The following is a 19,548-nucleotide window of genomic DNA, read 5'->3' as shown; positions in this document are numbered from 1 at the left end:
CGGTAGAACGGCAGAACGGCAGAACGGCAGAATCGCATTTCGCGCCGAACCCGCTCAACTAGCAGCGCCACCCGACTGCACACGCGCCTCGACGCGCCCACGCATGCTCTTTCGATACCAGAACGTCCACAGCGTGAGGCCGCCATAAATGCCATAGCCGATAAACGGCGAGACCACCAGGAAGCGCTCGATCGGCCACGTTAGCGCCATCCACGCACGCAGCGCCGTTTCGCCAGTCAGGCCGATGCCCCACACCAGCGTCATCAGCCGCATCGCGCTGACGAGAGCAGGCCGCTCCTGCCACAGTGCTTCGAAGCGCGCCGCGCCGCCCTCCATTTCGCGGGCGACGGTGGCGCGCGCGAGATAGAAGATCAGCGGGCGGCGCATCGGCAACGAGAGCAGAAACACCACGCCGACCGCGCCGGACACCAGCGACTCGCGCAACAGCAGCATGCGCGGACTGCCACCGAGCGCCATCGCCGCAACCGAGAGCACGATGCCGGTCACCACCAGCACGCTCAGCGCGTCGACGCGCCGAAAACGCACGAGTTCGATCAGACTCCAGACGATCGGCGGCACGGCCGACGCGACCAACGCGCCGGTCTCGCCCAGGCGCGGCAGCGCAAGCCGGTACGCGAGCCACGGCAACAGAAAGTTGACGGCCAGTTCCAGCACAAAACCTGGACGGAGTTTCATGTGAATTTACGCTGTAAGCGAAAAACGCAGTATCGATGAACTGGCCGCGTGGACGCAAATAGTTTTTCGCATCGGCAGACGCGCTCGATAGTCCGTAGTCGGTGATCGGTCGCGCGCTGTGTACACTCATGTTTCCCGATTCAAGCTCGCGTCATGACATCCCGCTATCCAATCCCGCCGAACGAAATCGAACTGACCGCAGTGCGCGCGCAAGGAGCGGGCGGCCAGAACGTCAACAAGGTCTCTAGCGCCATTCACCTGCGCTTCGATGTGCAGGCTTCGTCGCTGCCCGAAGTGTTGAAAATGCGCCTGCTCGCGCTGTCAGATCATCGGCTTACGCGTGATGGCGTCGTGATCATCAAGGCGCAGGAGCATCGGACTCAGGAGATGAACCGCGCGGCGGCGCTGGCGCGGCTCGATGAACTGATCGAAAGCGTCAGCGTGACGCGCAAGCCGCGCGTCGCAACCCGGCCGACGCGCGCGTCGAACCTGCGGCGCCTCGACGGCAAGGCCAAACGCAGTGAGATCAAATCCGGCCGCGGCCGGGTGGACGACTAGCGCTTGCTGCCGCGCCCCGTCGGGCGCGCATCCGCGGTCGTGGCAGCCGGCACGAAGTCGACGCACAGCACATGCGTGCCGTCGTCGTACTCGAAGGCGAGGGCCGCGGTGTAGCAGTCCTGACCGTCGGCGAGCGAATAATGCGGACCCATCATCGCGACGCGCCCCGGTGCGGCGAGCGCATGCTTGAAATAGGCCCGCCGCGACCAGTTGCTGCGGGTATCGGTGTAGAGCGGCGCGAGCCGTAGCGGAGGCGGCGGCACCGAGGCGGCCGTGACCGAGGGCTGGGTCTGCTCGCCCTGTCCGTCGGTGATGAACACACGGCGTGCTTCGCGCAGATGCCAGACCTTTTGCGCCGCCTGGCGCAGATCGCCGGTGGACTTGTAAGTCTCGGCGGCCGCCAGCACTGCTTCAGCGAAGCCTTCGAAACCGAGCCGCTGATGGCCCGCATGCTCGCGTTCGTAGTTGGCGAACTTGCCCCACATCGATTCGATCAGCGCAGGCACCTTCGCGCAGGCCGCCTGCACGGAACTCTTCGGTTGACCGAGCCAGAAACCCTGGACGAAATCGACGTCGGCCTCCATCAGAATCATCAGCTCTTCGTCGGTTTCGACGCCTTCAGCCAGCACCAGCGTGCCGGACTGATGCAGCATCGAGACCAGGTGGCTGATCATCGAGTCGTCGCCTTCACGCTTGCCGGCGCGCGCGACCAGCGAACGGTCGAGTTTGACGATGTCAGGGCGGAAGCGCCACACGCGATCGAAGTTCGAGAAGCCGGTGCCGAAGTCGTCGATCGCGATCAGGAAGTCGCGCGGCTGTGACGCGGCGAGCATGCTGGCGACAGCGGATTCGTCGTCGGCGGGCTGCTCGAGCACTTCGATCACAATGCGCTCCTGCGGCAGACCGAAGTGCGCCGACAGTTCGTCGATGAACGCGCGTTGCGGCCAGCCGGTTTCGAACACCTGCGGGCGTGTATTCAAAAACAGCCAGCCGGTGCTGATGCCTTGCTCCATGAAATTCGCCACATGCAGGCAGCGTGCGATGCGGTCGAGCTCGCGGGCGTCGGCCGCCGAGCGGGTGCCGGAAAAGAGCACGTCAGGCGAGACCGGCAGACCGACCGGATCGAACGCGCGCAGCAACCCTTCATACCCGACCACGCGCTGGTGTGTCACCGACAGCACCGGCTGGAACACGCTGTGCAAAGTCAGCGCGCGCCACGTCGCGGTCCAGCCGGACTCGTCCCGGACCAGATGCGGGAGCAGGCCGCTCAGGGTCAATTCGCTGACGGATGGCATAAAGGCAGGCAGGAGAGCGGACATGGCGACATCGCGGCAAGCGGGTGACGGGACGCGCCAGGCCATTCGGCGCGCAACGGATGCACGGCCCACACGTGCGCTGGGCAGGTCGGATAAAGCCCGGAAACGCGGAGAGCGATGCCAGCCATGCTGGACTCCGGCGAACTAGTCAAAACCAGTCTAACAGTTTGCAATTCGCGTGAATGTGCGGGTAATCACAGACGCGGGGTCATATCCGCGGTGATGCCGATCTCCACGCCAATCGGCCGTCTGGCTTGAGTTTTGCGCCCGTTTGCCCCGCGCAAAACCGCTTGCGCCTGGCGCTCTCAATCGCCTGTATGAAACCGAGGGTAACAGGGCGGCAAGCGGACACCCGCCAAACTCCAGGCAAGGACGGTACTCGGACGTCTGGAGGTTCGAACGGGCGATCCGGTCAGCGCGGCCGAAACCTGAACAGGCACGCCGCTGCCTTGCGCGCAGGCCGCCAGCAGGTTCGGCGGGCGGCGGGTATGCTGCTGCTTTTCGTGAAAGGGAGGTCAGGCATGTCGGAAATCGCGGTGGTCGCAATCTCGGTGGCGAAGCCGGGCTATGAAGAGCAATTGCGGCAGGCGCTCGAAGGGCTGGTCGGGCCGACGCGCAAGGAGCAGGGAGCGCTTCAGTACGATTTGCACCGCGACGTGCAGCAGCCGCGCCGGTTCGTGTTTGTCGAGCGTTGGGAAAGTCAGGAAGCGCTCGCGGTGCATGCCAGATCGGCGCACATCGAGGCGTACAAGAAAGCGGTGGCGGATTGGGTGGAACACGCGGAAATTCGCGTCGTGTCGAAGATCGCCTGAACCTTCAGACGAGTTGCACAACGGCGAGCGAACTGCCGGGCGCGATCAGTCCGGCACGGTGCTCGCCGTTTGTTTTTAATGCGTGGCTTGCGGGACGTCGAGAATCAGGATGATGGTCCAGTCGGCGTCGCCATCATGGTGATACTGGCGTTCCGCGACGATGAACGGCTGCTGCTTGCCGTCCGGGCCGAGAAACAGCACGTCGCCTTCCATCGGCAGGCATTCGACGGGCGGCAGCGCCAGAAACGCTTCCTGACCGCCGCGCGGCATCAGTTTTTCGATTTTGCGAGATGCCGCTTCAGTCCATTCGATATCAAGCTGGATGTTGCTCATGCTGTCCTCCGCACCAAGGTGCGCACGGGTTAGGGGGAGTCCGGCCAGGCGCCGGTCGGTGCGCGACTTTAGCACACCGCCAGTTGGGCGCCGCCGGCCTTGAGCCGCCGGCGCGGGACAAGCCGGTGCGGTGCGCTGCTCCGCGTCTGGCGAGTCTTTCGCCAGTCCATTAAACAACAAAAAAGCCGAAGCCGGCGGTGCCGGCTTCGGCTTTTCACCTTCGCGGCGCGGCCGCGGGTGAGTCGGGTAACCGCGCTTAGGAGCCGGCGTCGGCCTTGGGGGCCTTCTTGTGAGGGGCCGACTTGTGGTGTTTCATCGGCTTGGCCGGTGCGCTTTCCATTGCTTGCTGGCGGTTTTGCAAATCTTGCGCGCGCTGCTCGACGTCGGCGGCCTTGGCCGGATCGGTGCTCATCATGACGCCGTTGTCCTGCGCATAAGCCGCACCCGTTACGGCACTGAGGGAAACCAGGATCGCCAGGGACACTTTCTTCATCGCTACCTCCGCAGAGTGGTTGTGGACCCGAGTACTTGCCTGTCCAAACGGAAAGACAATGCATTCTAGCCAGCAATATCCGCTCCAACAGACGGTTTTGTAACTGCAATGACAATTCGTTACATCTTGTTACGCTCAAACGGTGGTCGCGATGCGCGGTGAGTCGGGCGGGAAGTCACGATAACCCATTGTCGCTCAAGAGCATTCTTCGTATGTCTAAATAATCGGCCTGTAATGCAGTTTGAGTTTCAGTAGTGAATTTCAGAACCAGCCGATCGCGCGATAGACGTGAAATTGCGCGATGCCGATCAATTCGTGCAGCGCAGTCTCCGCGGACACCAGGTTGTCATATCGCGGCAGTACACCGAGACGTGCGCCTATCGCGTTCGAGATCAGCGGTTGTGGCGCGAGGCCGAAGCGATGGAAGTCGAGCAAGGCGCGCGGCATCTGGTAGGCGGAGGTGATGAGGATCAGCGAATCGTAATCTGAGCCCTGCAAGATGGTGGAAACGTTGCGCGCGTTTTCGTAGGTCGTGAGGCTGCTGTTTTCCAGCACGATGTCCGAGCGTGGCACCTGTCGGCGCAGCAGGTAAGGCAGATAGGTGTCGGCTTCAGTCGCGCGATGCCGCTGCGGATTGCCGCCGCTCACGATCACATGGCAGGTATCCGCCGCGCGTTTGCAGGCTGCGTAGTTCTCGGCGCTCGCCGCAATGCGCGCAAGCACGTCGCGCGGGGGCACGAGGACGTGGTCGTCGTCGTAGATCGTGCCGCCGCCCAGCATGATGATCGCGGTGCGCGGCGCGAACGTGGCGGGCGTCTCGGTCCGCCAGTGCGGCTGCGCCAATTTCAGCAAGGGCGCGGTGAGCCAGCCGGCGGCGAGCAGCCAGAAGACGGCGACGGTGCAGACGGCTAGAGGTCGGCGGGCGCCTTTCCATAGCACGATTGCTGCAAAAAAAAGCGCTAATAAAGTGAATAGAATCAATTTAAATGCGGTAACGTATGTCTTTCGGGACAAATCCACGGGCTTGCTATGGCGCCGCACCGGTTGCATCGCCAGTTCGTGGACAGAACGCTAACATGCCGTTCAGACGGGGGTTCCGAAAACGAGACCAGGCAGCACCTGGCGGAATTCGACTGCACGAGTTGCGGTCAGCTTCCAGCCAAGGGCGGGTGCTACGCGCGTCACTGGTGGCGCGGTGACGTGTTGGGCATAAATGTGTCATAGCTGCACTTTAAGAAAGAAGTGAGATGACCACGTATTCCAACGAAGCGGTACTTGAAGCGCTGCGGCGGGCGCAATATCGCCAGGTCCCATGGGCTAGAAGGCCGGGTGTTTTCCAATATCTTCGCGCACTAGGCTTGATGGACACCGTTCGGCAGCGCACTGTCGCGCCGGCTCCGGGTTTCCACGCACCTGTCGATATCGCCGTGCTCACTGAGCGGGGCAGAGCCGAGTTCGCGCGGCTCGCCCATGACGAACGTCTGCTCACCTGGACAGCACAGCGCATGAACGACTACGTTGTCGCTACAGCCGACACGCGGCCCACCGCCGCGCTCGAAGTCCGGCCTTAGGTCCGGCGGGCTGGCAGGCGTTGTTTTCCGGCCGCTTCGTGCGGCTGGCGGTGTCTCCATTGTTGCGTCCATCCGCGTCATGACACTTGCGTCGCGCCGTGCGTCTTTGCGCGCGCGCAGGTAATCGCGCGGCCATCGATCACGCAGCGAAAGCCTGAAAAAAAGCCCGTATCGCGAGGATACGGGCGTACCGGAATTACTACTGCCACGCTGTGCTAATGGCGTTAAATCAGACTGGCACAACGCGCGGTGGTTCCCCCAATTATTCAATATGCGCTACGGAGTTTCGCGAGTGAGCCCCGTGGGCTTTGCTCACGTTCGACTCCGCCTAACGTCGGTGCGTCGGATCCTGGCGAGGCGCCTCCGGTCGTGTGCGCACGTTGCTGGCGATATCACCGCGCAAGTCTCCGCGCGGCGCCGGCGGTGTGAAATCGCGGGCGCGCGAATCGCTTTGCTGCCAGGCTTCGATGGTTGCCGGACGATCCGGCCGCCAGTTCCAAGCCTGTTGGCGCTGCTGGGCAAGCGCCGGTGCGGCCATCGATGAAACGACAATGCCGCACAGAAGCAGTGACATTGGTTTCATGCTGAGCTCCCGTCAAGCCGATCGACTCAAGGCCTGTTTGCATACACATAAGGTATGCCCAGTCGCGAAAGCACGCTGTAAGTAATAGTAAATGGATGTTTCACCAGCAACTATCGCGCTGCTTCAGACGTCTGAAGCAGCGCGCAAGCAGGCTGGGTGTAACGGGAAGGGACGACTGTGTTGGGCGCGCCGAAGAGCGGTGCCCATGACAGGTACGGCGTGCGTCAAGACGCGTCGACCTGAGGATTGATACGCGCCGGGCGCCCGCAGGCGCCCGGAGGAAAAGCAATGTGCGTCAGGCCATCTTGACCGGCGCGCGCCACGATTCCGGATTGGTCCAGAAGGCGCCGCGCAGGCGGTCACGGCTCGGCGGTGCCGGCGGTTTCGCGGCGGTCGCGCCAATCCGGCCGCGCAGCGAAATTTCACGGCCGCTCGTGCCGAGTCGCTTAACTATTTCGGCGAGCGTACCATCGGCTTGCCACTCGTCGAAGCGACGGCGGCAAGTCGGTGGCGACGGATAGCGGCCCGGCAGTTTGGACCAGCCTTCGCCTGTCGATAGCACCCACAGCACGGCGTTGACAACCGCGCGCGCTTCCACGCGTGGCCGACCGCGCCGTTCGCTCCGTGCTGGCTCCGCACAGAACAACGCCTCGACCAGCGCCCACTCGTTGTCTCTCAAATCGTCGAACAGCATCATGTTTCACCTCAGCGAAGCTAACTCCGGTGCGCTGCCCCGCGCCGCGCACTCTCCATGCACTCGATAGGCGAGTGCCAAGGAGGGTCGGGCTTGCCACGGTCTGCTATGCAGTCAGAATCATGGCGCCGACCCTTGTCTGCAGATAAATGCAGGAAGTGTGCCAAGTTGAGTCCAACCGCCTGAAAGCCCTGTGACAGCGGGCCAGCGCGGGCGCTAGCTAGGGGCGTATAAGAATCCAAAAAACCCATCTCGCAAATCGGGACAATCACCAATCTTGTGCAATCAGGCCCGGCCAGCGTGCGTTTGCGCCTTATCGCTGCATTGCAGCGAGATTGCGAAAAGCGACTGTGGCGCTATCTTTAGCCTTACAATACGCATCAAATGATGCAATTGATGAGGTTGGTAAATGAATGTCACGCTCCGCCAGCTAAGGGTTTTCATCGAGGTGGCCCGTTTGCAGAGCTTCAGCCGGGCCGGCGATGAAATCGGCCTGACGCAGTCGGCGGTCAGCCGTTGCGTGCGCGAACTGGAGGGCGAGATCGGCCTCAAGCTGATCGATCGCACCACCCGCGAGGTGCAGCTCACGGATGTCGGCGGCAACCTCGTGTCGAGCGTGTCGCGTCTGCTGACGGATCTGGACGACGCGCTTCGCGAGATCCGCGAAATCGGCGAACAGCGCCGCGGACGCGTGGTGGTGGCCGCCAGCCCGACGGTGGCGTGCCGGCTCATGCCGCGCGTGGTGGCCTCGTGCGTGCAGCAATTCCCCTACATCGCGCTGGGGCTGCGCGACGACGTGCAGAGCGACGTGGTGCGCAAGGTCAAGTCTGGCGAGGTCGATTTCGGCGTGATCATCGGTCCGTTTTCCGCCGACGACCTGCTCAGCGAATCGCTGATGACCGATTCGTTCTGCGTCGTCTTGCGCGACGATCATCCATTGGCGGCGAAGGAACGCGTGGCGTGGGCGGACCTCGACGGCCAGCAGCTCGTGATGCTCGATTACGCGTCGGGCAGCCGGCCGATCATCGACGCCGCGATGCAGGAATATGGCGTGAGCGCCACGGTGGTGCAGGAACTGGGGCATTCCGCGACCGTTTTTGGGCTGGTCGAAGCGGGCGTCGGCGTGAGCGTGCTGCCGTGGCTGGCGTTGCCGTTGCCGGCGGGCGCGTCGCTGGTGGCCCGGCCGCTCGTGCCGCGCGCGGAGCGCACGGTCGAATTGGTGCGGCGGCGCGACCGGTCGCTGTCGCCGGCGGCGGAGGCAGTGTGGGGACTGATTCGTCAATTGCCGGGACGGGCGGAGGATTTGAGCTAGCCGGCGGTGGTGGGGCTTGCGTGATGGTCCCTAGGGCGGCAAAGGCGCCGTCGCGCGGGGAGTGCGATATCCCCGTGGGCAGTAAAGGTGCGGTCGCGTGATGCGCGCGACGCCGCATGGTCGGAGAGGGTGCGATGGGACGAATGTTGTCGTTCTCGAAGCACGGCGCCTGGCAGCAACCCGTCCGCGACCGCTCGTCCCGCCACGCATCTTATCCACCGACTTCGCCGTCCCAAAAAGAAGCACCAAGCTAAACTGTCGCCTCTGCTGAATTTCAACCCATGCCCTTTACCCGCCTGGAAGCCTCGATGAGCGAATCGGATCTGCCCGTGCCATCCATCCCGAACGCGCGCGACGCTGTGCGCGCACTGCGTCCTTCGCAGATCCGCGAAGTCGCCAACGCCGGTTTCGGCGTCGACGACGTGCTGCCCTTCTGGTTCGGCGAGTCCGACCGCGTCACGCCGGCCTTTATCCGCGACGCGGCCAGTGCCGCATTGGCGGCCGGTGCGACGTTCTACACGCACAACCTCGGCATCGCGCCGCTGCGCGCCGCACTTGCCGGCTATGTCGGCGACCTGCACGGCGCGACGTCGGCGGAGCATATCGCGGTGACGAGCGCGGGCGTCAACGCGCTGATGCTGGCGGCGCAACTCGTGGTGGGCGCGGGCGACCGCGTCGTCGCGGTGACGCCGCTCTGGCCGAATCTGGTCGAGATTCCGAAGATTCTCGGCGCGCACGTCGAAACCGTCGCGCTGGGCTACGGCGAGTGCGGCTGGCAGCTCGACCTGGAGCAGTTGCTGGCGGCGCTGACGCGCGACACGAAAATGCTGCTGATCAACTCGCCGAACAATCCGACCGGCTGGGTGATGAGCCGCAACGAGCAGCGCGCCGTGCTGGCGCATTGCCGGCGCCACGGTATCTGGATCGTGGCGGACGAGGTCTACGAGCGCCTTTACTATGCGGACACTTCTGCGGATGCGACTGGCGTGCCTTCGCGCACCGCGCCGTCGTTCCTCGATCTCGCCACCCGCGACGAACGCGTGATCTGCGTCAATTCGTTTTCGAAGGCGTGGTTGATGACAGGCTGGCGGCTCGGCTGGATCGTCGCCCCGGCCGCGTTGATGGACGATCTGGGCAAGCTCGTCGAGTACAACACCTCGTGCGCGCCGGCCTTCGTTCAGCAAGCGGGCATCGCGGCCATCGAGCAGGGCGAGCGCTTTACGCAGGAGCTGGTGCGCGACCTGAAGGCGTCGCGCGACCATCTGGTGCGTGCGCTCGCCACGGTGCCTGGCGTCGACGTCAAGACGCCGTCCGGCGCGATGTACCTGTTTTTCTCGATGCCGGGCGCCTCGCGCAGTCTGGAGCTTTGCAAGGCGATGGTGCGCGACGTCGGGCTCGGCGTGGCGCCGGGCAGCGCGTTCGGTCCGCAGGGCGAGGGCTTCGTCCGCTGGTGCTACGCCTGCGACACGGCGCGGTTGGACGCGGGCGTCGAGCGCCTGAAACGGTTCCTTGCGGAACACGCAACGGCGCAATAAGTGAGTGGCGGAAAAGGTGGCTGCGCAAAGCTATTGAACCAACCAGGCGAAGAACAACCGAAGAAAGCGGGTTTTTATCAAAATAAGCCCGCTTTTTCGCAAAAGCACGTCCGCCAAAGCATGGCTGGGCAATGCGCGGGGGATTTCGTCTTTACGCACTGATTGTTTTTGCGTAATATGGCGCTCAGTCACGCGGTTCCTTTCAGGAATATCGCTGCTCCGTCCGGCTGGGTTTGGCTCGATTGTCTGTTTCGCCGCCCCCCGGTGCGTGCTCCCATCAATATGACCGATCAGAATCGGGCGAGCGCGTCTTCAGTTCCACATCGTCTGTTTGATCCGGTTCTTTGACCACAGGGTCTGACCTAGCTGCATGAATACCCAAGAGGCGAAGATCGTCCTCGAGACTGCCTTGATCTGCGCGCAGGAGCCGTTAAAGCTCGGCGAGTTGCGCAAGCTCTTTGCCGACGGCGTGTCGGCAGACACCGTTCGGACTTTGCTCGAAGACCTCAAGCAGGACTGGTCTGGGCGCGGTGTGGAGTTGGTCGGGCTGGCGTCGGGGTGGCGGTTTCAAAGCAAGCCCGCGATGCGTTCGTATCTGGATCGTTTGCATCCTGAGAAACCGCCGAAATATTCGCGCGCGGTGCTCGAAACGCTCGCGATCATTGCATACCGGCAACCGGTGACGCGTGGCGATATTGAAGAGATTCGCGGCGTCACGGTGAATACGCAGGTCGTCAAGCAGCTCGAAGATCGAGGCTGGATCGAAGTGATCGGCCATCGTGATGTGCCGGGCCGTCCCGCGCTGTACGCGACCACGCGGCAGTTCCTCGACGACCTCGGGCTGACAGCGTTGGACGAATTGCCACCGCTCGCCGATCCGTCGGCGCAGTTGAACGCGGATCTGCTCGGTCAGCACGCGATCGAGTTCGCCGACGCCGATGCCGCACAGGCTTTGGTTTCGAAACAAGAGCTGGTGGATTCAGGCGTGGTAGTTGAAGCAGGCGCTGTTGCAAGCGAAGCTGTTGCGGATGAATTTGCGAGCGCAACTGCCGATGGCGAGTCGGAGAATGTTCCGCAAGCCACGGGCGAAGCGCCGCAACCCGACTCCGCTGACGCAGCCAGCCATGCCGTTGACAGCCAGCTTGAAGCAGTAGACGAGGCGTCAGGAACGGAAATCGCTGGCGAACTCGCTGAAGAAGAGCATCAGACGCAGCACACCGAGCCGGTGGAATCGGCGCAGGCGGCCGACAGCGCAGCGGAAGTCGCGGCACAAACCGCATTGGCATTCTCCGGGTCGCACTCGGACGCCGCTATTGCGCCGGCCGCGCAGGACCCGGCTGAAACGGCAAATGCAGCACACGTTGCACCGCAGGCCGGCGCCGCCGAGTCCGCACAGAATCACGATCCGGTCTCCCAGGCCGATCCGGCAATACCCGCGCACGACTCGGGCGTACTCCGCAATACGGAGCACGCCGCCGAGCCGAACCCGACCAAGGCGGCGCACGGCGATCCTCTGGATCGTCGCGATGCGGCGCAGGACGCAGGCATTCTGACCGACGACGAACCCGAGTCGCGCAGCGCCTGACGTAACCGAACTTTTTTTGCCACGCCCGCAACGGGCGTGCGCGACCTGACATTTTGAGGTTGTTTTGACACATACCCACGACACCGATTCGTCCGAATCCGAGCGCGCCGTGCCGTCGGCGCGCGCTGACGAAACGCGCACCACGCAAGCGTCGGCAGGCGAGGGCGAGCGCCCGGCGCAGACCACGGAAGCAGACGGTGAAGACCGTCCGCGCCGCGGCCTGCGTCGCGGCCCGCGCAGCCTGATCGCCCGGCGCCGCGCCGGCGCGAAGACGAAGGGCGCCGAAGGCGCGCCCGCGCAAGGAGCGCCGGTCGTCACCGAGGCGCCGCCGGACGGCGAGGTCGTCGCGCAAGTGCGTATGCCGCGCAAGGACGCGGGCGCCAAGGGTCAAGGGCCGCGCCGCAATGCGGGCGGCGCGAAGCGTGAAGGCGGGCAACGCGAGGGCGCACCGCGTGACGGCGCACCTCGTGAAGGTCAGCGCGAGCGTCAGCCGCGCGAAGGCGGGCAGCGTCAGAACAACCGCCGCGGTGGCGAAGCGCCGGTGGCAGCGGCAGCCGCCGGTCAGGACGACCTGTTCTCGTACGTCACATCGCCCGCATTCGACGCGGACAACAGCGCCACCGGCGGCGTGCGCGCACCGATGCTGCGCCGTGGCAAGCCGGCCGCGCCCAAGCGCGTGCTCGCAGCCGACGACGACGCGCCGAAGTTGCATAAAGTGCTGGCCGAAGCCGGCATGGGTTCGCGCCGCGACATGGAAGAGCTGATCGTCGCCGGCCGCGTGTCGGTGAACGGCGAGCCGGCTCACATCGGCCAACGCATCATGCCGACCGACCAGGTCCGCATCAACGGCAAACCGGTCAAGCGCAAGCTGGCCAACAAGCCGCCACGCGTGCTGCTGTATCACAAACCGACCGGCGAAATCGTCAGCCACGCCGATCCGGAAGGCCGCCCTTCGGTGTTCGACAATCTGCCGCCGATGAAAACCGCCAAGTGGCTCGCGGTCGGCCGTCTCGACTTCAATACGGAAGGTCTGCTGATGCTGACCACGTCGGGCGACCTGGCGAACCGTTTCATGCACCCGCGTTATAGCGTCGAGCGTGAATATGCGGTGCGCGTGGTCGGCGAACTGGCGGAAGGCATGCGTCAGAAGCTGCTGCACGGCGTCGAGCTGGAAGACGGCCCGGCGAACTTCCTGCGTATCCGCGATGGCGGCGGCGAAGGCACTAATCACTGGTATCACGTCGCGCTCGCCGAAGGGCGTAACCGCGAAGTGCGCCGTATGTTCGAAGCGGCTGGCCTGATGGTCAGCCGTCTGATTCGTACCCGTCACGGCCCGATTTCGCTGCCGAAGGGGCTCAAGCGCGGTCGTTGGGAAGAACTCGAAGACAACCAGGTGCGCGCGCTGATGGCATCGGTCGGCCTGAAGGCGCCGACGGAAGAAAAGGGTGGCCGCAGGGAAGCGCCGGAGCGCAAGCAGCCTGATCCGATGCAGACGTCGATGGGCTTCATCAGCCGTGAACCCGTGCTGATGTCGCATGGCCGGTTCGACCAGCAGCAGCCGCGCGGCCAGGGCCGGCGCGGTGCGGCAGGCGGTGGCTTCGGTGGCGGCGCGGGCGCCGGTTTCGGCGGTGGTTACGGCAATCGCGGCGCCGGCCGTGGCGCCGGTGGTTTCAGTGGCCCGATGGGGGGCGCGGCGGGCGGCCCGCGTGGCGGCAGTGAAGTCGATGGCAATCGCGCACCGTCGGGCAATGGCAACCGTGCGGCCGGCGGCGGCAAACGCGCCGGTGGCAGCGGCAGTCCCAATCCGGGCAGCGGCGGCGGCAACCGCGGGCCGGGTGGCAATCGCGGCGGCGCTGGCAACCGTGCGGGCGGCGGCAACGCCAACGCCGGCGGCGCCAATCGTGGCGGCGGCGCACCCCGCGGCCGTTCGCGCGGCCGTTAAGCAGCACGCCAGACATGCATGGCGGTCAGCCGTGGATCGTTCTTCAGCGATCTTTCGCCGGCAGCCGCCAGAATCGATCGACGAGCGCCATCGGTTTGGCGTCACGCGGTTTCATGTGACGCATAAAACCGCGACGTAAATGGAAGTGGGGGCGGATTTCATTTGCCCCGCCTGTCCAACTCGGGTTCGGGGCGGCATGAGCCGCCTTGCAAAAGGCCCGAAGCGCCGTCATATCGTTGAAAGATTCCCGTGAAATCAACCGGAAAAGCGCGTTGGGCGGCGTTCTGCGGTTTGCGTTTGTCCCGAAAAATGGCTACAATCGCGAAGTCGCTGGGCGTGCGGCTTTTTATGTGCGGCTCAGGTGCGACCACCGGCAATAAGATGATGGGCGTTTAGCCCATTTTTTTTTGCCGATCAGTTCTCAGTGGTTCGGCATCTCGGGTAGCACGAACGTGCGCCGGCTTGGCGCGCGGCCCGCATTGGTTGTTTGCATAACAAGCGGCAGGCTCGCTGCGCGAACATCTAAGAGGGCACTGTGCAACTGACGGAACTGATTGAAACCACGGTCGTGGGACTCGGCTACGAGCTCGTCGATCTCGAGCGCACCGGGCGCGGCATGTTGTGTATCTATATCGACCAGCCGGCCGGCATCGCGATCGAAGACTGCGAGAAAGTCACGCGTCAGCTCCAGCACGTTTTGACGGTCGAAAACATCGATTACGAGCGGCTTGAAGTATCGTCGCCGGGGCTCGACCGCCCGCTGAAAAAACTGGCGGATTTCGAACGCTTCGCAGGCAGCGAAGTGGTAATCACATTGAAAAAGCCATTGGACGGACGGAAATCGTACCGGGGCATCCTGCATGCTCCGCAAGGCGAGACGATCGGTCTGGAATTTGAAGGGAAGGAAGGCGCCGCGATGCTCGATTTCACGCTCGCGGACATGGACAAAGCACGCCTCGTTCCGAAAGTTGACTTTAGGAGCCGCAAACAATGAGTCGCGAAGTGTTGATGCTGGTGGATGCGCTGGCACGCGAGAAGAATGTCGACAAAGACGTGGTATTTGCCGCGCTCGAAGCGGCTCTCGCTTCGGCCTCCAAGAAACTCTTCGAAGAAGATGCGGATATCCGCGTCCATATCGACCGTGAAAGCGGCGAGCACGAAACGTTTCGCCGCTGGAAAGTGGTGCCGGACGAAGCCGGTTTGCAGGAACCGGATCAGGAAATCCTGCTGTTCGAAGCACGCGAGCAGAAGCCCGAGATTCAACTCGACGAGTTCATCGAAGAACCGGTGCCGTCGATCGAATTCGGCCGTATCGGCGCCCAGGCCGCCAAGCAGGTGATCCTGCAGAAGGTGCGCGACGCTGAACGTGAACAGATCCTGAACGACTTCCTCGAGCGCGGCGAGCACATCATGACCGGCTCGGTGAAGCGTCTCGACAAGGGCAACTTCATCGTCGAAACCGGCCGTGTCGAAGCGCTGCTGCGCCGCGACCAGCTGATTCCGAAGGAAAACCTGCGCGTGGGCGACCGCGTGCGCGCCTACATCGCGAAGGTCGATCGCACCGCGCGCGGTCCGCAGATCGAACTGTCGCGTACGGCGCCCGAATTCCTGATGAAACTGTTCGAGATGGAAGTGCCGGAAATCGAGCAAGGCCTGCTGGAAATCAAGGCGGCCGCGCGCGATCCAGGCGTGCGCGCCAAGATCGGCGTGGTCGCGTACGACAAGCGCATCGATCCGATCGGCACGTGCGTCGGCATTCGCGGTTCGCGCGTGCAGGCGGTGCGTAACGAGCTCGGTGGCGAAAACGTCGACATCGTGCTATGGTCGGAAGATCCCGCACAGTTTGTGATCGGCGCGCTCGCGCCGGCAGCCGTCCAGTCGATCGTCGTCGATGAAGAAAAACATTCGATGGACGTCGTCGTCGACGAAAACGAACTGGCGGTCGCGATCGGCCGCAGCGGCCAGAACGTGCGTCTCGCCAGCGAACTCACCGGCTGGCAGATCAACATCATGACGCCGGACGAATCTGCGCAAAAGCAGAATCAGGAACGTGGTGTACTGCGTGACCTGTTCATGGCGCGTCTCGATGTCGACGAAGAAGTCGCCGACATCCTGATCGACGAAGGCTTTACCAGCCTCGAAGAGATCGCTTATGTGCCGCTCAACGAAATGCTCGAGATCGAGGCATTCGACGAAGACACCGTTCACGAACTGCGTAATCGCTCGCGCGACGCGCTGTTGACGCTGGCGATCGCGAATGAAGAGAAGGTCGAAAACGTAGCGCTCGACCTGAAGAGCCTGGACGGCATGGACGCCGACCTGCTCGCCAAGCTGGCCGAACATCAGATCCAGACGCGCGACGAACTCGCCGAGCTGGCTGTGGATGAACTGGTCGAGATGACCGGAATGGAAGAGGATGCCGCTAAGGCGTTGATCATGAAAGCACGTGAACACTGGTTCCAGTGAGAAATGACCATGGCGCACTAAATTGAAGCGGCCGTCAGGCCGCATGACCCGATGCTAACCGCAAGGAATCGGTCCTTGCATTAAGAGGAATGAATGGCGAGTAACAACGTAGCCCAATTTGCCGCGGAACTGAAAATGCCTGCAGGCGTGCTGCTTGAGCAGCTGCAGGCGGCGGGCGTCACAAAAGCGAGCGAAGACGATAGCTTGTCCGAAACGGACAAGGCGCGTCTGCTCGACCACTTGCGCAAGTCTCACGGCTCGACTGATGCTGACAAGCGCAAGATCACGCTGACGAAACGGCATACGTCGGAAATCAAGCAATCCGATGCGACGGGCAAAGCTCGCACCATTCAGGTCGAGGTGCGTAAGAAGCGCACTTTCGTCCGCCGCGACGAAACCTCCGCTGAAAACGGGGATGCATCGAATCATGTGGCCGAGGCCGACGTCGACGATCTCGAACTCCAGCGTCGTGAAGAGGAAGCTCGTCACGAAGCCGAGCTGCTCGAAAAGCAGGCTCAGGAGTTGAAGGCGCGTCAGGAACAACTCGAGCGCGAAGAAGCTGAACGTCAGGCGCGCGAGCAGGCTGCTGAAGCCGAGCGTCGCCGCGCGGAAGAAGAAGCGGCGAAGAAGCGTGCAGCGGCTGCGGCCGAGGCGGCAGCTCGCGAGCAGGCGCAGACCGCCAAGCCGGCGCAAGCCGCGCAGCCGGCGGTCGCGAAGGCTGAACCGGTGGCTGCCAAGGCAGCGGAGCCGGCGGTCGCCAAGCAAAGCGAGCAGGACGACGAGCGCGCCGCCGCAGAACGCGCCGCGCAACGCGAAGCCGCGAAGAAGGCAGAAGACGCAGCGCGTCAGGCTGCCGAGAAAGCGCGTGCTGAGCAGGAAGAAATCGCCAAGCGTCGTGCGGCGGCTGAAGCCGAAGCGCGCGCGATTCGCGAAATGATGAACACGCCGCGCAAGGCACAGGTCAAGGCGCCGGAACCGGCACCGAAGCCGGCTGAGCCGGCCAAGGCCGTGGAAGCCAAGGGCACGCTGCACAAGCCGGCGCGTCCGGCGGGTGAAGCACCGGCGCGTCCGGCAGCCAAGAAGCCGGCTGCTGCGGCTCCGGCTGCCACGACCACGCCTTCCGCCGGCGACAAGAAGAAGCCGGGCGGCGGCAAGGGCGGCTGGCAAGACGACGCAGCGAAGCGCCGCGGCATCAAGACGCGCGGCGACACGAGCGGCGGTGTCGATCGCGGCTGGCGCGGTGGCCCGAAGGGTCGCGGCAAGCATCAGGATCAGAACACCACGTTCCAGGCGCCGACCGAACCGATCGTGCGTGAAGTGCACGTGCCGGAAACCATCACGGTCGCCGATCTGGCGCACAAGATGGCGGTGAAGGCGTCGGAAGTCATCAAGTCGATGATGAAGCTCGGCCAGATGGTCACGATCAACCAGATGCTGGACCAGGAAACGGCGATGATCATCGTCGAGGAACTGGGCCACCACGCGGTGGCGGCCAAGCTGGACGATCCGGAAGCCATGCTGGTCGAAGGCGAAGTGTCCGATGCGGAAGCACTGCCGCGTCCGCCGGTCGTCACGGTCATGGGTCACGTCGACCACGGCAAGACGTCGCTGCTCGACTACATCCGCCGCGCCAAGGTCGCAGCGGGCGAAGCGGGCGGGATTACGCAGCACATCGGCGCTTACCACGTCGAAACGCCGCGTGGCGTCATCACGTTCCTCGACACGCCGGGTCACGAAGCATTTACGGCCATGCGTGCCCGCGGCGCGAAGGCAACCGACATCGTGATTCTGGTGGTCGCAGCCGACGACGGCGTGATGCCGCAAACGAAGGAAGCGATCGCTCACGCGAAGGCCGGCGGCGTGCCGCTCGTCGTTGCGATCAACAAGATCGACAAGCCGGATGCGAATCCGGAGCGCGTGAAGCAGGAACTCGTCGCGGAAGGCGTCGTGCCGGAAGAATACGGTGGCGATTCGCCGTTCGTGTCGGTGTCGGCCAAAACCGGCGCTGGCATCGACGACTTGCTGGAAAACGTGTTGCTGCAAGCCGAAGTGCTGGAACTGAAGGCACCGGTCGAAGCGCCGGCCAAGGGTCTCGTCATTGAAGCGAAGCTCGATAAGGGTAAGGGTCCGGTCGCAACGATCCTGGTCCAGTCGGGTACGCTGAACCGCGGCGACGTGGTGCTGGCAGGTAGCGCTTACGGTCGCGTGCGAGCCATGCTCGACGAAACCGGTAAGCCGACCAAGTCGGCAGGCCCGTCGATCCCGGTTGAGATTCAAGGTCTCTCGGAAGTGCCGCAAGCGGGCGAAGAAGTCATCGTCATGCCGGACGACCGCAAGGCGCGTGAAGTCGCATTGTTCCGTCAAGGCAAGTTCCGCGACGTCAAGCTGGCCAAGCAACAGGCCGCGAAGCTCGAGAACATGCTGGAACAGATGGGCGAAGGCGAAGTGGCGTACATGCCGCTCATCGTCAAGGCCGACGTGCAAGGTTCGCAGGAAGCGTTGGTGCAGTCGCTGCTCAAGCTGTCTACCGACGAAGTCCGCGTGCAGATCGTGCACGGCGCCGTGGGTGGCATCAGCGAGTCGGACGTCAACCTGGCTACGGCTTCGAAGGCGGTCATCATCGGCTTCAACACCCGTGCGGATGCCCAGGCGCGCAAGCTGGCGGAAACCAACGGCGTCGATATTCGCTACTACAACATCATCTATGACGCAGTGGATGACGTGAAGGCTGCGATGTCCGGCATGCTGGCACCGGAGAAGCGCGAAGTCGTGACGGGTACGGTCGAAGTGCGTCAGGTCTTCAAGGTACCGAAGATCGGCGCGGTGGCCGGCTGTATGGTCACGGACGGTTTCGTCAAGCGCTCGTCGTCGGTGCGCGTGCTGCGCAACAACGTCGTCATCTTCACGGGCGAGCTCGATTCGCTCAAGCGCTTCAAGGACGACGTCAAGGAAGTCCGTCAGGGCTTCGAGTGCGGTATGTCGATCAAGAACTTCAACGACATCGTCGAAGGCGATCAGTTCGAAGTCTTCGAGGTCACCGAAGTCGCGCGTTCGCTGTAATTCACGCGGCACGGCTCAAGGGGCGGAGCGGGCTTTAACGCCCGCTCCGCCCGTTGTTTTTGGGGCCACGCGTTTGTCCGTGTCAGTCGCGCACCGCGTCCGCGGTCGAGTTTCTCCTGTTCTGGGCCGCCTGAATGCCGCCTCGACAAAAAAGCCCGCAGCGCGGCGGCGCGAACCACTTTTCTGCATCCGTTAGAACGGATCACATAACACCATGCCTAAAAAACGTTCTTCTCCCAATCGCAATGTGCAGATCGCCGATCAGATCCAGCGCGATTTGTCCGAGCTGCTGCGCGAGGTCAAGGATCCGCGCATCGGCATCGTCACGATTCAAAGCGTCGAGCTGACGCCGGACTATGCACACGCCAAGGTCTATTTCACGACGCTCACCGGCGATCCGCAGCAGACGCTCGAAGCGCTCACGCACGCGGCCGGCCATCTGCACAATCAGCTTTTCAAGCGCCTGCACATTCACACCGTGCCGACGCTGCATTTCCATTACGACAAGACGATCGAGCGCGCCGTCGAGATGTCGCGTCTGATCGACGAAGCCAACGCCAATCGCGCGAAAGAAGACTGAGCGCGCTGTTCG

The 19,548-nt window shown here is 63.5% G+C and carries 17 protein-coding genes and 1 pseudogene; 11 read left to right on the top strand and 7 right to left on the bottom strand.

Annotated features, from left to right (window positions below):
* Nucleotides 1-54: 54 nt before the first annotated feature.
* Nucleotides 55-696 (bottom strand): VC0807 family protein, encoded by a 642-nt coding sequence (locus tag P0D73_RS05175; RefSeq protein ID WP_408175775.1) that lies wholly within the window; start codon nt 694-696, stop codon nt 55-57.
* A gap of 153 nt (nt 697-849) precedes the next feature.
* On the opposite strand from P0D73_RS05175, the gene arfB reads away from it, so the two are divergent.
* Entirely contained in the window at nt 850-1,254 is a 405-nt protein-coding gene (arfB, locus tag P0D73_RS05170; RefSeq protein ID WP_012432640.1) for an alternative ribosome rescue aminoacyl-tRNA hydrolase ArfB, read from the top strand.
* Here arfB and P0D73_RS05165 read toward each other — a convergent pair.
* Complete coding sequence (locus P0D73_RS05165; protein ID WP_408280445.1) at nt 1,251-2,573, bottom strand: EAL domain-containing protein; 1,323 nt, start codon at nt 2,571-2,573, stop codon at nt 1,251-1,253. The two genes, arfB and P0D73_RS05165, sit on opposite strands and share 4 nt — an antisense overlap.
* A gap of 518 nt (nt 2,574-3,091) precedes the next feature.
* Between P0D73_RS05165 and P0D73_RS05160 the strand changes: the two genes are divergently transcribed.
* The gene (locus tag P0D73_RS05160) at nt 3,092-3,382 is read left to right on the top strand and encodes a putative quinol monooxygenase (RefSeq protein WP_408175774.1); all 291 of its coding nucleotides are present in this window, start codon (nt 3,092-3,094) and stop codon (nt 3,380-3,382) included.
* Nucleotides 3,383-3,457: 75 nt separating this feature from the next.
* Here P0D73_RS05160 and P0D73_RS05155 read toward each other — a convergent pair whose 3' ends face one another.
* From P0D73_RS05155 to P0D73_RS05145, 3 genes are all read right to left on the bottom strand, one after another.
* The gene (locus tag P0D73_RS05155) at nt 3,458-3,715 is read right to left on the bottom strand and encodes a hypothetical protein (RefSeq protein WP_007182306.1); all 258 of its coding nucleotides are present in this window, start codon (nt 3,713-3,715) and stop codon (nt 3,458-3,460) included.
* A 256-nt stretch (nt 3,716-3,971) separates the two neighbouring features.
* Entirely contained in the window at nt 3,972-4,208 is a 237-nt protein-coding gene (locus tag P0D73_RS05150) for a hypothetical protein (RefSeq protein ID WP_132374959.1), read from the bottom strand.
* Nucleotides 4,209-4,469: 261 nt separating this feature from the next.
* Nucleotides 4,470-5,189 carry a YdcF family protein gene (locus tag P0D73_RS05145; RefSeq protein WP_408280450.1) on the bottom strand — a complete coding sequence of 240 codons (720 nt, stop codon included), beginning with the start codon at nt 5,187-5,189 and terminating at the stop codon, nt 4,470-4,472.
* Between the two features lie 266 nt (nt 5,190-5,455).
* On the opposite strand from P0D73_RS05145, the gene P0D73_RS05140 reads away from it, so the two are divergent.
* Nucleotides 5,456-5,779 carry a hypothetical protein gene (locus P0D73_RS05140; protein WP_132374957.1) on the top strand — a complete coding sequence of 108 codons (324 nt, stop codon included), beginning with the start codon at nt 5,456-5,458 and terminating at the stop codon, nt 5,777-5,779.
* Nucleotides 5,780-6,107: 328 nt separating this feature from the next.
* On the opposite strand, the gene P0D73_RS05135 is transcribed toward P0D73_RS05140, so the two are convergent.
* Both P0D73_RS05135 and P0D73_RS05130 read right to left on the bottom strand, forming a co-directional pair.
* On the bottom strand, nt 6,108-6,362 hold the full coding sequence (locus tag P0D73_RS05135) for a hypothetical protein (protein ID WP_132374956.1): 255 nt from the start codon (nt 6,360-6,362) through the stop codon (nt 6,108-6,110).
* A gap of 298 nt (nt 6,363-6,660) precedes the next feature.
* A pseudogene (locus P0D73_RS05130) lies at nt 6,661-7,056 on the bottom strand (transposase); the annotation flags it as partial.
* A 409-nt stretch (nt 7,057-7,465) separates the two neighbouring features.
* On the opposite strand from P0D73_RS05130, the gene P0D73_RS05125 reads away from it, so the two are divergent.
* From P0D73_RS05125 to rbfA, 8 genes are all read left to right on the top strand, one after another.
* A complete protein-coding gene (locus P0D73_RS05125) occupies nt 7,466-8,368 on the top strand; it encodes a LysR family transcriptional regulator (RefSeq protein ID WP_408175771.1) in 903 nt (300 codons plus the stop codon).
* A 308-nt stretch (nt 8,369-8,676) separates the two neighbouring features.
* Nucleotides 8,677-9,903, top strand: coding sequence for a pyridoxal phosphate-dependent aminotransferase (locus P0D73_RS05120; protein WP_408280455.1), 1,227 nt, complete (start codon nt 8,677-8,679; stop codon nt 9,901-9,903).
* Nucleotides 9,904-10,273: 370 nt separating this feature from the next.
* On the top strand, nt 10,274-11,488 hold the full coding sequence (scpB, locus tag P0D73_RS05115) for an SMC-Scp complex subunit ScpB (RefSeq protein ID WP_408430131.1): 1,215 nt from the start codon (nt 10,274-10,276) through the stop codon (nt 11,486-11,488).
* A 64-nt stretch (nt 11,489-11,552) separates the two neighbouring features.
* Nucleotides 11,553-13,430: a 23S rRNA pseudouridine(2605) synthase RluB gene (rluB, locus tag P0D73_RS05110; protein ID WP_408430128.1), complete on the top strand. Its 1,878-nt coding sequence runs from the start codon at nt 11,553-11,555 to the stop codon at nt 13,428-13,430.
* Nucleotides 13,431-13,965: 535 nt separating this feature from the next.
* Nucleotides 13,966-14,424: a ribosome maturation factor RimP gene (gene rimP / locus P0D73_RS05105; RefSeq protein WP_007182297.1), complete on the top strand. Its 459-nt coding sequence runs from the start codon at nt 13,966-13,968 to the stop codon at nt 14,422-14,424.
* The gene (gene nusA / locus P0D73_RS05100) at nt 14,421-15,896 is read left to right on the top strand and encodes a transcription termination factor NusA (RefSeq protein WP_091794906.1); all 1,476 of its coding nucleotides are present in this window, start codon (nt 14,421-14,423) and stop codon (nt 15,894-15,896) included. Before rimP ends, nusA begins: the two co-directional genes overlap by 4 nt.
* Nucleotides 15,897-15,989: 93 nt before the next feature.
* A complete protein-coding gene (infB, locus tag P0D73_RS05095; RefSeq protein ID WP_132374952.1) occupies nt 15,990-18,956 on the top strand; it encodes a translation initiation factor IF-2 in 2,967 nt (988 codons plus the stop codon).
* Between the two features lie 214 nt (nt 18,957-19,170).
* Nucleotides 19,171-19,536 (top strand): 30S ribosome-binding factor RbfA, encoded by a 366-nt coding sequence (gene rbfA / locus P0D73_RS05090; RefSeq protein WP_042324072.1) that lies wholly within the window; start codon nt 19,171-19,173, stop codon nt 19,534-19,536.
* Nucleotides 19,537-19,548 lie beyond the last annotated feature (12 nt).

It is taken from the genome of Paraburkholderia sp. RL18-101-BIB-B (genome assembly GCF_046026985.1).
Taxonomy (GTDB): Bacteria; Pseudomonadota; Gammaproteobacteria; order Burkholderiales; family Burkholderiaceae; genus Paraburkholderia.
Note: the sequence above shows the minus strand (reverse complement) of the source record. Positions and strands in the feature narration are given on the sequence as shown.